The organism is Nonomuraea sp. NPDC001636, assembly GCF_040298265.1.
Classification (GTDB): Bacteria; Actinomycetota; Actinomycetes; order Streptosporangiales; family Streptosporangiaceae; genus Nonomuraea.
This window is the reverse complement of sequence record NZ_JBEOZT010000028.1, coordinates 111938-125223: the sequence shown is the minus strand read 5'-3', so window position 1 is coordinate 125223 and position 13286 is coordinate 111938. Positions and strand designations below refer to the sequence as shown.

Here is a 13286-nt window from a genome sequence, read left to right as displayed (position 1 = left end):
AAAGCCCCCAGGCCCCGGGAGCCCCGGGCTCGCTGTTCCAGCCAGGCGTCGGCGTTCAAGGTCCTGGAGGGCACGCCGAACGCTTCTTCATCATCGACCTCCTCCGGCCGCCGGCGGGATGTTGTGGTTGAAGCGGAACATGTTGCCGGGGTCGCGGGCCGTCTTGACGGCGACCAGCCGCTCGTACGCCTGCGGTGTGAACGCCTGCCGCACGTCCTCCGGACCGGTGTGGGCGACGCCCGCCATGAAGTTGAGCGTGCGCATCCCGCTGTTCCATGGGGCGAGGGTCTGGACGACCCGGTCGTGCCCGGCGTGGACCGCCTCGTCCGCGCCGATGCCGAGGACACCGGCGGAGTACAGCTGGAACTGGCCTGCGGTGCGCGCGACCGCGCTCGGCAGGCGCGGCGGCCGGGCGAGGGCGCCGCCGAGATGACGGATCTCGATGCCGACCGCGCTGTCCGAACCGGGGCCCACCAGCGCCAGGATCGCCTCGACGGCGTCATGGTCGAGATGGGTGAGCTGGAAGTTGTCAATGTGGTACGAACCGGGCGTCGGCGGATCGTTGTGGATGGTGCCGACCTCGGTGTACGGGAGGTCGGTGACCGTGTCCAGCAGCGGCGTGGCGATCTCGCGCAGCGGCCTGACCAGCCGGGCGCCGTCCCGCGGCGAGCCGAGGTAGCTCAGGCGCAGGTGCATGGCGAAACGCCCGCGCAACTCCCGGGGGACCTCGGGCACCTCGGGCCAGGGCATCATCAGGAAGGAGGAACTGAGCTCGTCGGGCACCTCGGTGACCCATGTGCGGTAGAAGTGCAGCACGTCACGGATCGACTCGGCCGGGAAGAACAGGCCGCCGCCGTAGATCCGCGACACCTCCACCAGCTCCACCTCAAGTGAGGTGACCACGCCGAAGTTGCCCTTGCCGCCGCGCAACGCCCAGAACAGGTCGGTGTTCTCCGCCTCCGAGGCGGTGCGCAGTTCGCCGTCGGCGGTGACGACCTCGATGGAGCGTACGTGATCGGCGGCGTAACCGTAGCGGCGGGACAGCACGCCGATGCCGCCGCCCAGCGTGTAGGAGACGGCGCCGACGAACGGCGCCGAGCCGTTCAGCGGGGCCAGCCCGTGCCGGGCGGCGGACTGGATGACCTCCCGCCACAACACGCCCGCCTCCAGCCGCACGGTGCGGCGCTCGGGGTCGACCCGGTGGCCGTCCATGCGCCGCGTGGAGATGAGCAGGGCCCCGTCGGCGGGCGGCCCCACGCCGTGGCCGGTGGCCTGTACGGCGACGCCCAGCCCGTGGTCGCGGGCGAAGCGCACCGCGGCCATCACGTCGTCGGCGCCCGCCGCGCCGACGATGACGGCCGGGTGGTGGACGACGGAGCGGTCGAAGCCCTCCGCCTCCTCGGCGTACCCGGGGTCGCCCGGGAGGAAGACCGGTCCCTTGACGCTGTCGGCGAGCCCCGTCACCACCCCGGCGGCCAAAGTGGGGCCGACCGTCGGCCGGGTCTGCTCAATCACTGGCATGTCCTCACGTTTCGTCGTTCAGGTGGTGCGTCGGCCGGTCCAGGTCAGCCCGTGGTGAACTCGAAGGTCGGGTTCCGCCGGGCCCCCACCCGCTCCAGCGCCTCGGCCAGCAGGTGGACCTGGTCCAGAGAACTGCTGACCGGGTAGAGCACCAGGTCGTCGACGCCCGCGTCCGACAAAGCGATCAGCTCCTTGAGCAGGCGCTCGTCGGAGTCGAGCGAGTCGGCGCGGACCGCCTCGTAGTACGGCGACTCCCTGGAGCCGTAGTAGTGGGCCACGTACTCGTCGGTGAGCTGGACGGCCTCCGGACCACAGCAGAAGTAGCGGCCGGTGAGAATGTGCGGCCTGCCGGGCCGCTCGGCCCTCGCCCATGCCTCGGTGACGCCTTCGACGCCCTTCACCAGCAGGTCCAGGCTCAGCGTCGGCGCCACCCAGCCGTCGCCGAAACGGGCGGCGCGGGCATAGCCGGCGGGGATCAGGCCGCCGATGAGCAGCTTGGGACGGCCCTCCCCGGGCAGCGGGGTCGGGCCGGAGATGCTGGTGACCTCACCGTCCCAGACGCGCCGCATTTCGGTCAGGGTGTCGTCGAAGATCTTGCCGTGGCCCTTGTCGGGGGCGCCGCTGAGGGTGAAGTCGTCCGGCCAGCCCCCGATGCCCAGGCCCGCCGTGAGGCGGCCTTCCGAGATCAGGTCGACGGTGGCGAGTTGCTTGGCGAACAGGATCGGGTTGCCCCGCCATCCGACGTTCAGCACGCTGGTGACCAGCTGGACGCGCTCGGTCACCGCCGCGGCGATGCCGAGGGAGACCAGCGGGTCAAGGATGTCGTAGACCAGGCGGTCGATGGATCCCATGGAGTGGAAGCCGAGGCGCTCGCCGTCCTCCGCCCACTGCTTGACCTCCCGCGCAGGACGTCCGGGAACGGCGATCGGCAGACCAATTCCAATGTTCACGAGCACTCCGTCTCAACCAGATCTCATTAGGGCACAACGATCCGGACGGTCCATTTCCGGCCGTCCTCATGCGCCCGCCGAGGCGCACAGCCGTGACGATATTCAGCGAGATCGGCCTCGGGCTTGTACGGATCGGACATGCTCCGGGGATCTCCGCCGAACTGGCCGAACGACCAGCTCAGCGGACGCAAGGTCACGCTCTGGACCGGCCGCGGCGACATCGCCGACCGCCCGGCAGCCGAACCCATCCGAACCAGCCGGCCCGGACGCCTTCGAACCGCGCTCTAGGCGGACGTCGTGAGGCGCTGTGCCTGTGCGCGGCCGACCGAGGCGGCCCGCTCCAGATAGTCGGCGATCAGGGCGAGCGCGTCGTCGTCGTAATGGTCGAGCATCTCGACGAACGCCCTGCCGGGAACGTCCCAAGCCGCACCGATCCGCGCGCGGGCCTCCGGGGTCAGGGCGACCAGGGCGCGCCTGCGGTCGGCCGGGTCGGCGTGCCGGACGACGAGCCCCGCCTTGTCCAGGCGGTCGACCAGGCGGGTGGCCGAGCCGGGGGTGAGTCCGGCCAGGCGGGCGATCTCGCCGGTGCTGATCGGCCCCTCCTCCAGATCGAGCAGGGCCACGCATTGCAGGTCGGTGGGGTGGAGGCCGAGCCGGTCGGCCATGGCCTGGTTGAACAGCGTGTAGGCCGCGTAGTGGCGCTGACTCTCGTCGCTGATGCGCTTGAGCATCTCGGCTCGATTTGACACGTGCGGCTCCATACTCCTCATAATATTCGTCACGCAATCATTGCGTAACACAACATCTGTGTCGCGCTTTCATTCTATCGACAGACGTCGCACTCACGTCGCGAAGAGTCTGCGAAGGGATATGTACCGACATGACCATTCTTGTCACCGGCGCTCGCGGCACCGTCGCGACCGCCCTCATCGGCCTCCTGCGCGAGCAGGGCTTGTCCGTACGACCGGCTTCCAAGGCCCCCGCCGACCCGTCCGTCGTCAGGTGCGACCTGGGCGATCCGTCCACCTTTGACGGTGCGCTCGCAGGCGTGACCTCGGTGTTCCTCTACGCCGAGCCGTCACACGCGCAGGAGTTCGCCGCGGCGGCCGAGGCGGCCGGGGTCGAGCATGTCGTGCTGCTGTCCTCGGCCGCCGTGCTCATGCCCGACCCCGACAGCAGCCCCTTGGCCGCCACGCATCTCGTCCCGGAACGCGCCCTGGCCGCCTCGCCCGTGCCGAGCACCGTGCTGCGGCCCGGCACCTTCTGCGGCAACGCGATGGCGTGGTCATGGGCGATCAAGTCGGGGAAGCCGATCAACCTGCCCTACCCGCACGCACACGTCGACGCCCTCCACGAGGCGGACATCGCGGCGGTGGCGGCCGCCGTTCTGGCCGACCCCGCCCTCGGCGGCAGAGCGTACACACTGACCGGCCCCCAGTCGCTCACGTTCACCGACCAGATCGAGATCCTCTCCCGCGTCACCGGGCGGGACATCACGATCACGCCCGTCACCAGGCAGGAGTGGACGGCCGAAATGGCGCAGTACATGAGCCCGGCCTTCGCGGACGCCCTGCTGGACTACTGGCAGAGCTGCGACGGCCGTCCGATCGAGCTCACCCCGGTGGTGGAGGAACTGACCGGCACGCCCGCGCGGACGTTCGCCTCCTGGGCCGAGGAGAACCGGGCGGCATTCCGCGGCCAGTAAGCCTGATCGCCGCGGCGCGGCCCCTTGCGACTCCGGTCGCAGGCAGGTCGCGGCGGTCATACCGGGGTCGCATGCGGCTCTCGGCCTCGGGCCCGATGTCCGGCCGACGTCGTTGCGACACCGTGATCACATGAACGTGACCGTGTTCGGCCTGTCCCTCGTGGAACTCCTGGCCCTGGTTTCCGCCGTCGTGCTGGTGGTGGCCCGCTGGCTGCCGTCCGGAGCGCGCCGGCCGTCGATCCTGGCCGGTGCGGCGGCCCTCGTGGTGTCCGCAGGCGTGCTGGCCGTGCTCGGGATCCGCTGGCAGCTCCTCCCCGTTCTCGCCGGCGGGGGCATCGCGCTGGCGTTCGCCGCGCCGTCGCTGCTGGGGTGGCGTGCCGGGCGGCGGGCTCGATGGTGGCTGGCGCTGCCGGGGTCGGCGGCATGCCTGGCGCTGGTCGTCGCGGGCGCGACGGCGGCGTGGGCGCTGCCCCTGCCCGTGTTCCCCGAGCCGTCGGGCGCCTACGCCGTCGGCACCACCGTCGTCCAGTGGACCGACCCTGATCGCGCGGAGGCCGCCACGTCCCGGACCGACGACCAGCGGGTGGTCGTCGTCCAGCTCTGGTATCCCGCGCAGGACGTCCCCCCGGCCGCCCAGCGCGCGCGGTACCTCGGCCGCACGGCACGCGAAGCGCAAGTCGTCGCCCGTGGCGAGGCCGACTACCTGGGCCTTCCCGCCTTCGTTCTGGACGAGCCGGCACGCGCCCGCACGCGTTCGGTGCCCGATGCGCCGGTGGCCGGCGGCGGCCGGTTCCCCGTGGTGCTGTTCTCGCCCGGACTCGGCGGCGTGCGCACCCAGAACACCGCCTGGGCCGAGGAACTGGCCGGCCGCGGGTACGTCGTGGCGGCCCTCGACCACCCGTACGACTCGGCCGTCGTCACCCTCGCCGACGGCCGAACGGTCCGCACCAAGGTCGCGGCCACCGGCGACCAGGCCGAGGACAACAGACGCGCGGCCGGATGGACGGCGGTCAGGGCCGCCGACCTCAGCTTCGTCCTCACCCAGCTCGACCGCCTGGACCGCGGAGAGATCCCCGGCCTCCTGAGCGGACGCCTCGACGTCCGCCGCGCCGCGGCGACCGGCCACTCCCTCGGGGGCGCCGCCGCCCTGCAGGCCGCCCGCCAGGACCCCCGCTTCGCGGCCGTCATCGACCTGGACGGCTTCCCCCGCGACCCCGCCGCGCGGCCGTTCCACCAGCCCGTGCTCGCGCTCACCCACGACGTCGAACCGGGCGAGGAGCCGGACTACCTCCCGCGCCTCACGCAGGTGCTCCAGCTCAGTACGGCGACCGGCTACCGGCTCACCGTCCCCGGCACAGCGCATCTCACCTTCACCGACGCGCCGCTGTTCATGCCGCCCCTGCCCGCGCTCGTCGGCTCTCTTGGCCGGACGGCCGGGCCGCGCATCACCGCGGCTGTCACCGTCGCCTTCCTGGACGCCACACTCCGCGGCGGCTCCGGCGACCTGGCCGCGACCCTGTCCAGGTACGGCCACCTGACCGTCCTGTGACGGCCACCCGATCGGTACGCGCTACATGCAGATCGGGTGACAGACCCACTTGCCCTGCCAGAAGGTGCACCGCTCGCACTCCCCACGTTCGACCACCTTGTCCGCGATCGTCGCCCGTTCGAACCCCAAAGGCGTCAGCAGACCGGAGAGCTCCCCTTCGTCGCCCGCCTCGACGGCGGCGCTGAACCTGCTCTCGAAGTCCTTGTCGTACTTCAGCAGGACGGCCAGCTCATGGAGCTTTCTGGCGTAATTCAGCAGGTCATCGGCCGTGGGCCGGACATCCGTGGTCATGCCGCGACTCTCCCCTGAGGGACATGCCCGAATGCCTGCCCTCGCCGACAATTGACCCGAGATCAACGAAGGTATGAAGAATGCCGTCTTCTCCCGGAAACTTCAGCGGCGCGACAGGAACGGCAGCAGCCGGCTGATCTCGTCGTCCACCGCCTGCTGTTCGTCCCGGGAGAAGCTGCCGAACGGTGTCAGTCGTACGTCGCCCGCGGTGAAGGACCAGGTGCCGCGGACGTAACCGTCGACGAGCACGGTGGGCAGGACCCTGGCCTGTCCGGGGGTGACGTGCTTGCGATCGGCGTCGGCGATGATACGGCTGCGGTCGGCGTGGCCCAGGAGGGCGTTGTCGTAGGCGGGCAGCAGCCGCACCGGCGCGGGGGTGTCGGGGTCAGGGAGCGGGACGTCGGGCAGGTCGAGCAGGCGCCGGCCGTCGGGGCCGGTGTAGTGGCGCAGGTCCGGGCCCATGTCCGAGACGATCCGGTCCAGCCGGGTCAGCCCGGACCACGCCTGGACGTCCGCCACGGTGGCGGGCCCGAAGGCGGCCAGGTAGCGGCGGACCAGGTCGCGGAGCGCGGCGGGCTGCGGGGCCTCGACCGGGACGGCGCTGACGGTGATCGACGAGCGGGTCCCCCACCCGCCCCAGGACGCGGCGGCCGGATCGTGGACGAGCGGGGTGCGCAGCTCGACCTCACCGGCCAGGACTCGGCTGTCGCGGCCCGGGTGGAGGGTCGCGAGGTGCCTGGCGAGCTCCCTCCTGGGCAGCGGCCCGGTCCGCAGCAGGGCGCGTCCCTCGGCCACCAGCGCTTCGGGGTCGAGTCCGGCGTTGTTGCGCCGGAAGTGCGCCGAGTCGGCGGTGCGGTTCAGGACGGGCTGCAGCACCGGCCGCAGCCGACGGAAGTCGTCGGCTGCGGCGAGGTGCATCGTGCTGCGCAGGAAACCGGACCGCACCACCCGTCCCTGGGCGAGCAGGGCGGTGAGGTCGGCGTGGGTGAAGTCGCGGATGCGGGCCCATAGGCCGACGTAGGGCCAGTTCGGCTCCTGCGCCTGCATGGCGACCAGGCGGCCGATCACCTCCAGGGCCGTCAGGTCGGCCCGCTCCAGCAGGAACTGCCGCTGGAGCAGGGCCCGGTTGAGCGTCCGGCGGGACAGGACGGTCATACCAGTCGCACCGACACGTTGCCGCGGTACTCGCCGCGCAGCAGGGCCAGGAACGCGTCGGGCACGCCGTCGATGCCGGTCTCGACGACGGTCCGCGGGTAGACGAACCGGCCCTGGTCGAGCGCTGTGCGGAAGTGGCGGTGCCAGGCGGCGATCTGGTCGGGGGTGTGGTGGCAGGAGAACGGCAGCAGCTCGACGTCCCTGGCCAGGGCGGCGTCGCGGTCGGGCTCGGGGAAGCGGTCGGCGGCGGCGCCGAGCTGGGTGGACAACGATCCGCACAGGGCGAACCTGGCACCGGGCGCGGCGACTTCGAGCGCGGCGTCGTACAACGCGCCGCCGACGGTGTCGAAGAAGACGGTGATGCCCTCCGGGGCCAGTTCCTTGAGCGCGGCGACCGGGTCGTGGTGGTAGTCGAAGGCGGCGTCGAAGCCGAGTTCGTCCACGAGGTAGTCGGCCTTGGCCTGGCTGCCGGCGCTGCCGATCACCTTCCTGGCGCCCAGGTTGCGGGCGATCTGCCCGGCCAGCGAGCCGACGCCGCCGGCCGCGCCGGAGACGAAGACGACGTCGCCCTCGCCGACCTTGGCCACGTCCGCGACGCCGTGGTAGGCGGTCGGGCCCTGGGCCAGGTGGTAGCTCGGGTCGGGGTAGGCGTCCGGGTCGAGCTTGACGTAGGAGGCCGCCGGTCCCGCCGAGTGCGTGCTCCAGCCGCTCATCGACTGGACCAGGTCGCCCTCCCGCAGGTCAGGGCTCGCCGAGCTCAGTACGGTGCCGATCGCCATGACGCCCACCCGCCGGCCGGGCTGCCAGGCCGGGATCGGAAGGCGGCAGTCGGCGCGCATGAGTTCGAGATAGGTGGCGGCCAGCCCCAGGTAGTCGGTACGGACCACGACCTCCCCCTCGATCTCGGCGGGCGCGACGGTGAAGTGCTCGGGGCCCGGGACGGCGGCGATCTGGGCGGTCAACTGAACCTCGTGAGTGATCATGGTGACCACTCTAGGGAGGCTTCCGGCCACTTTCTGACCGGAAGTACCCGGATAATGGCGATATGGCCAACACCAGTTCCCGCACGCTCACCCTGCTGTCGCTGCTGCAGACGCACCGCCACTGGCCGGGCGCGGATCTGGCCGAACGGCTCGGCGTGTCGGAACGCACACTCCGCCGCGATGTCGATCGCCTGCGTGAGCTGGGCTATCCCGTGCACGCCTCCCGAGGCACCGACGGCGGCTACCAGCTGGCGCCCGGGGCCGTGCTGCCGCCGTTGCTGCTCGACGACGAGGAAGGGGTCGCGCTGGCGGTCGGCATGGGAGACGCGGCGCAGAGCGGCATCGCGGGGCTGGAGGAGGCGGCGGTGCGCGCGCTGACCAAGGTGGTTCAGGTTCTGCCGCCCCGCCTGCGGGCTCGGGTGAACGCGCTGCGCGCGATGACCGTCTCGGCGGCCTCGGCCGGGCCGGTGGTCCCGGCCGAGGTGCTGACGATGATCACCCAGTCGTGCCGGGACCAGGAACGCCTGCGCTTCCACTACGTCGCGCGCGCCGGCGCGCACACCGAACGCGAGGTAGAGCCCCATCGCCTCGTCGCGCTCGGGGGCCGCTGGTATCTGGTGGCCTACGACCTGACCAGGCACGACTGGCGCAGCTTCCGCCTCGACCGGCTGGCCCAGCCACGCAACACCGGCGCCTCCTTCCTGCCACGGCCGCTGCCCGGCGGCGACGCCGCCGCGTTCGTCCGCACCGCGGCCCAGGTCCCCACCGCCAAGACCGTCGTCGCGCTGGTTCACGCACCGGCGGAACAGGTACGCCGGACGGCCGGCCAATGGGGCGAGATCGAACCGGTCGCCCCCGATCGATGCCGGCTCACGATGACCTCCACCAGCCTGGACTGGCCGACGCAGGCCCTGGGCAACATCGGCGCCGAGTTCGAGGTGCTCGAATCGCCCGAGTTCGTCGATCACCTCAGAGACTGGGGCACACGGTTCCTCGACGCCGTCGACAGATCGTCCTCCGAGTCGCGGTGACAGACGCACATTCGGGTCGCCGGGTGGCGCGTGACGACGGTCAGAATGTCGTGCGGGTCTCGCTACGGGGGTCTCCCGGCACCAGGTGATCGTCATAGAGTCCGGCGCGTGCCAGGCGTCGCCAGGGCCGGGCCAGGCGGACCGACACGTCGATATCGGCGTCCGTCGCCTCCAGGTCGAGATCCGCCACGGCCAGGGCCGGGCGGCCGTCTGCCGGACAGCACGCGAGCCGGCGACCGCCCGGCGCGACGATCCCCGACGGGACGGTCGCGCTGAACTGCGCCGGGACGGAGTACCCGAGCCAGTAGCCATACAGCCTTCCGTACGCCTGCGCGACGACCGCTCGCGCCGCGTCGTCGACCATCACCGACAGCAGCACGCAGTCCACGTCCAGGCGCTCGTACTCGGCGAACACCTCGGGGAACTCGGCCTCGATGCACAGTGCGCACCCGAAGCGGATGCCGTCGATCTCGAAGACGACCGGAGACGAACCGGGCGCGTACAGGAACGACACCTCGGTGTTCGACAAGAACCGCTTGTCGTACCGCGTGACCAGGCGGCCTTGGTCGGAGACCACGTACAGGCTGTTGTGCGGCCGGCTCGGCGGGGTCAGCGGGTGGATCGAGCCGAAGGCCACCCAGAGCCCGAGTCGTCCTGCCAGGTCGGCGATCGACTCGGCCTCCTCGTGCAGCACGTCCCAGCGGACCCGGCTCCAGTCGGCTGCGCTCAGCGTCCCGGATGGCCCGGAGCACATCACGTGCTTGCTCGGATAGGTGAGCGCCCCCTCGGGGAACTGCACCAGCCGCGCCCCGGCCGCGCTCGCCTCCCGCATCAGGCCGCGCATCTCCGCGCCACTCGCCCGCAGCGCACCGGGGTCGGTGGGGTTCTCGGGCACCGCGCTCTGCGCGACCGCCAGCCGCAATGTCCGCGCCGCCCCGGGGACGTGCGGGACCTGGGCGCCTCGAAAGAGGTCTCGGCGATCCCGAGAACACGCAGGACCCTGGTTGACGTCGTTCATCGCGGGAAACTCCTGCCGTTGACCATGTCGTGCACGGTCGCCACGCCGGTGGCCGCCACCACGATTCTGGCCTCGGTCGGCACGGTGAATGCACTTGCATGAACCGCCACTTCCTCCTATGGTTGGTTTGACCCAACCAACTAATTCAGAGGGGGCCGGGGTGGCGGAGAACGGCGACGTCCGGCTGCGCGAGGCCACTGATCGGGTGGCGGCGGCGCTGGCCACCGTGGGCAACTGGATGTTCGCCCCGACGACGCGGCGACGGATCATGGCCGCCTCCGGGCTGGAGTTGTCGCTGGGCGACTACACCCTGCTCGCACAGATCTCCCTGCACGCCCCCGTGCGACTGTCGGTGCTGGCCGAACTGATGGAGGTGGACAAGTCCACGCTCTCGCCCCCCGCCAAACGCCTGGAGTCACGCGGGTTCATCGAACGGCAGCCCGACCCGGACGACGCCCGCGCGAGGCTGGTGAGCGTCACGCGGGAGGGCAAGCTCGCCATCCGCGAACTCTGGAAGGCCCGCACGACCGCCGTCGCCGCGCTCATGGAGGGCTGGGAACCGTCCGACATCGAGCATCTGGCCGACGGTCTCGCCGCCTTCGCCGAGGCGATCAAGAAGCGCGCATGACCATGCGTCGCCGCTAGAACGAAACACAGCATCGGGCTCGCTGTCGCGCTGCGGAAATCCGCGCCGCCAGTCGGCGAGCCCCTTCTCGACTGTCCAGACGCCCGAAGAGCCGTTACCGGCGTGGGCGGAACACCTGTGCGAAAAGGAGCCAGTGAACGTGTCCACTTCCTCGAAGGTCCTCGTGGCCGGCGCCACCGGACTGCTCGGCCGCCAGATCGTCAGCTCCCTTCTCGACCAGGGCGCCACCGTCCGCGCCCTGGTCCGGCCCGGCGCCGACGCGAGCAAGCAGGCCGCGCTCGCGGCGCTGCGGTCGCGCGGCGTGGAGGTGACGGAAGGCGACGTCACCGACCCGGCCGAGGTGCTGGCCGAGGCCGTCGGCGACGCCGTCACCGTCGTCTCGGTCGTGCAGGGCGGCCCCGACGTGATCGTGGACGGCCAGGCCAACCTGGCGCGCGCCGCCGCGAAGGCCGGTGCCCGCCGGTTCATCCCCTCCGACTTCGCCATCGACCTGACCAAGCTCGACGACGGCGACAACGTCATGACCGACTGGCGTCGCCGTGCCGCCGCCGAGTACGCCGACGCCGGCCTTGAGGTGATCTCCGTGCTCAACGGCGCGTTCTACGAGGTGATGGTCGGTTTCATGGGGCTGGTCGACTGGCATCGGGGCACCTTGTCGCACTGGGGCGACCCCGATCAGCCGCTCGACCTGACCTCGGTGTCCGACACCGCCGCCTACACCGCCGCCGTCGCCCTGGACCAGCAGGCCACCGGCACGCTGCGTTTCGCCGGTGACGTGCTGTCCATGCGGCAGTTCCACGAAGCCGTCCAGCGCGGCTCGGGCCGCACTCTGGAGCTGCGGCACCTCGGCACCGCCGACGAGCTGCGCGCGGAGATCGAACGCCAGGCCGCCCGGACCGGGAACCCGTTCGACTACGTGGCTCTCCAGTACCAGTGGTGCATGGTGACGGGAAAGGCGAAGTTCGACGCCCTCGACAACGACCGGTACCCGCAGATCACACCGACCCCGGTGACGGACTTCGTCCGCGCGACCGCGCCTACGGCCTGATTCGCGCTCTCGCCGTTACGTAAACAATTCGTCACTCTGCGTGACGGGCGTCCGGAATGAGCCATAAGGTACCGATCAGCCCAGTGGCTCGCTCTCGCCGGACGGCTCTTGGACGCCGCGCATCCACGATGCGGCCTTCCTGGGCGGATTTCGCCATGCCCACGTCTTCTTCCTGGCCCGTGACGTGCATCGAGCGCCAGGAGGCGAACAGTCCACAGAGCACGCATGAGACGCACAGCACTTCTACGGTGTGCCGCCGTACCGGCGCTGGCCGCCGCGCTGCTGATGGGAGCCGTGTCCACGGCCCACGCGGCGGCCGGCGGCGACGGTGACGGAAAGGGCCCCTGCCCGCACGCCTGCCCGCCGGGACGTCCAGGCCCGCCCGGACCTCCCGGACCTCCCGGGCCGACCGAGCCCACCCAGATCATCCGGACCCCGCACACGCTGACGTCCGGGCTCAACACGGGCAGCGCCACCTGCCCGGCGGGCACCGTCATCACGGGCGGCGGACTGGTGACGCCCCTCGGCGGCAACAACCTCACCGTCCAGGTGTACGAGTCCTTCCCGTCCGCCAAGAACACCTGGACGGTGTCGTTCAACAACTCGGCGAGCACCACGGGCACCTACACGGTCTACGCCGTGTGCATCCCCGTGACCCCGACCACCTGACGCCCACAGGCCCGGTCACGCGACCAGGCGCGCGAGCCGGCGCACGGCCTGGATCTTCGGGTCCAGGTCGGCGCGCCACTCCTGCCGCTCCTCCTCGCCGACGCGTGCGGGGCCGACCTCGTGTCCAGCACGTCCGCCTGCCAGCGGGTTTCGAGGTCCATCACCTTGTCGCCACCGTTCCCGGTGTTCAGCCAGGTCACGGGCCGGTCCGGGTGCCGGAGGCCCCACTCCCCTGCGATGCGCAGCGGGCAGCCGGACCCGAGGCCCTCTTCGCTCTCCAGCCGCCCGCAGCTGTCCACCAGCGGCGTCACCTTCGACGCCACGGACCCCATCAGCACCGGCCATCAGCTCGGCGAACAGGTCGTCATGGACTCCGGCCTGCCGTGGACGATCGTGCGCCCCGGCATCTACCTGTACGGCTACGCCCCCACCATCGCCGCCGAGCACACCCTGTACGTCACCGTAGGCGGCCCCGTCTCGGCGGTGATCCACTTCGGGACATCGCCGCCGTCGCCGCGCACGTCCTGACCACGCCCGGCCGAGACCCAGGCGGAGTTCGACCGCCTCGGCTGGTCGGGGCGTCGTCTGGAGGCGCTGCTGGAGCTCAAGCGCCAATCGGCCGCCTGGGACCGGAAGGTCTTCGACACCGTCGAAAGGCTCACCGGCCGGCCGCCGCTGACCCTCCACGACTGGGGCCGCGAAAACGTGCACGTCTTCCGG

General features: G+C 71.3%; 14 protein-coding genes. 7 read left to right on the top strand and 7 right to left on the bottom strand.

Features of this window, described 5'->3' with window-relative positions; genetic code table 11:
- Positions 1–90: 90 nt before the first annotated feature.
- From ABT158_RS39650 to ABT158_RS39640, 3 genes are all read right to left on the bottom strand, one after another.
- Positions 91–1521, bottom strand: coding sequence for an FAD-binding oxidoreductase (locus ABT158_RS39650; RefSeq protein ID WP_352362613.1), 1431 nt, complete (start codon positions 1519–1521; stop codon positions 91–93).
- 44 nt (positions 1522–1565) lie between these two features.
- Positions 1566–2471 carry an LLM class flavin-dependent oxidoreductase gene (locus ABT158_RS39645; protein ID WP_352362611.1) on the bottom strand — a complete coding sequence of 302 codons (906 nt, stop codon included), beginning with the start codon at positions 2469–2471 and terminating at the stop codon, positions 1566–1568.
- Between the two features lie 284 nt (positions 2472–2755).
- Complete coding sequence (locus tag ABT158_RS39640) at positions 2756–3220, bottom strand: MarR family winged helix-turn-helix transcriptional regulator (protein ID WP_352362609.1); 465 nt, start codon at positions 3218–3220, stop codon at positions 2756–2758.
- Between the two features lie 131 nt (positions 3221–3351).
- Here ABT158_RS39640 and ABT158_RS39635 point away from each other — a divergent pair, with 131 nt between their 5' ends.
- Both ABT158_RS39635 and ABT158_RS39630 read left to right on the top strand, forming a co-directional pair.
- Entirely contained in the window at positions 3352–4176 is an 825-nt protein-coding gene (locus ABT158_RS39635) for an NAD(P)H-binding protein (protein WP_352362607.1), read from the top strand.
- A gap of 130 nt (positions 4177–4306) precedes the next feature.
- Entirely contained in the window at positions 4307–5725 is a 1419-nt protein-coding gene (locus tag ABT158_RS39630; RefSeq protein WP_352362605.1) for an alpha/beta hydrolase family protein, read from the top strand.
- Between the two features lie 21 nt (positions 5726–5746).
- On the opposite strand, the gene ABT158_RS39625 is transcribed toward ABT158_RS39630, so the two are convergent.
- From ABT158_RS39625 to ABT158_RS39615, 3 genes are all read right to left on the bottom strand, one after another.
- On the bottom strand, positions 5747–6016 hold the full coding sequence (locus tag ABT158_RS39625; RefSeq protein ID WP_352362603.1) for a hypothetical protein: 270 nt from the start codon (positions 6014–6016) through the stop codon (positions 5747–5749).
- A 102-nt stretch (positions 6017–6118) separates the two neighbouring features.
- Positions 6119–7171, bottom strand: a complete 1053-nt coding sequence (locus ABT158_RS39620) for a winged helix DNA-binding domain-containing protein (RefSeq protein WP_352362601.1) — start codon at positions 7169–7171, stop codon at positions 6119–6121.
- A complete protein-coding gene (locus ABT158_RS39615) occupies positions 7168–8154 on the bottom strand; it encodes a zinc-binding dehydrogenase (protein WP_352362599.1) in 987 nt (328 codons plus the stop codon). The genes ABT158_RS39620 and ABT158_RS39615 overlap by 4 nt, the downstream gene beginning before the upstream one ends.
- A gap of 62 nt (positions 8155–8216) precedes the next feature.
- On the opposite strand from ABT158_RS39615, the gene ABT158_RS39610 reads away from it, so the two are divergent.
- Positions 8217–9185: a helix-turn-helix transcriptional regulator gene (locus ABT158_RS39610; RefSeq protein ID WP_352362597.1), complete on the top strand. Its 969-nt coding sequence runs from the start codon at positions 8217–8219 to the stop codon at positions 9183–9185.
- 40 nt (positions 9186–9225) lie between these two features.
- Here the strand turns inward: ABT158_RS39610 and ABT158_RS39605 are convergent, their stop codons facing one another.
- The gene (locus ABT158_RS39605; RefSeq protein ID WP_352362595.1) at positions 9226–10107 is read right to left on the bottom strand and encodes a carbon-nitrogen hydrolase family protein; all 882 of its coding nucleotides are present in this window, start codon (positions 10105–10107) and stop codon (positions 9226–9228) included.
- Between the two features lie 256 nt (positions 10108–10363).
- Between ABT158_RS39605 and ABT158_RS39600 the strand changes: the two genes are divergently transcribed.
- From ABT158_RS39600 to ABT158_RS39585, 4 genes are all read left to right on the top strand, one after another.
- The gene (locus ABT158_RS39600; RefSeq protein ID WP_352362593.1) at positions 10364–10831 is read left to right on the top strand and encodes a MarR family winged helix-turn-helix transcriptional regulator; all 468 of its coding nucleotides are present in this window, start codon (positions 10364–10366) and stop codon (positions 10829–10831) included.
- A 157-nt stretch (positions 10832–10988) separates the two neighbouring features.
- Entirely contained in the window at positions 10989–11897 is a 909-nt protein-coding gene (locus tag ABT158_RS39595; protein WP_352362591.1) for an NmrA family NAD(P)-binding protein, read from the top strand.
- Positions 11898–12122: 225 nt separating this feature from the next.
- Positions 12123–12566 (top strand): hypothetical protein, encoded by a 444-nt coding sequence (locus ABT158_RS39590; RefSeq protein ID WP_352362589.1) that lies wholly within the window; start codon positions 12123–12125, stop codon positions 12564–12566.
- Positions 12567–12803: 237 nt separating this feature from the next.
- Positions 12804–13094, top strand: a complete 291-nt coding sequence (locus ABT158_RS39585; protein ID WP_352362587.1) for an SDR family oxidoreductase — start codon at positions 12804–12806, stop codon at positions 13092–13094.
- Positions 13095–13286 lie beyond the last annotated feature (192 nt).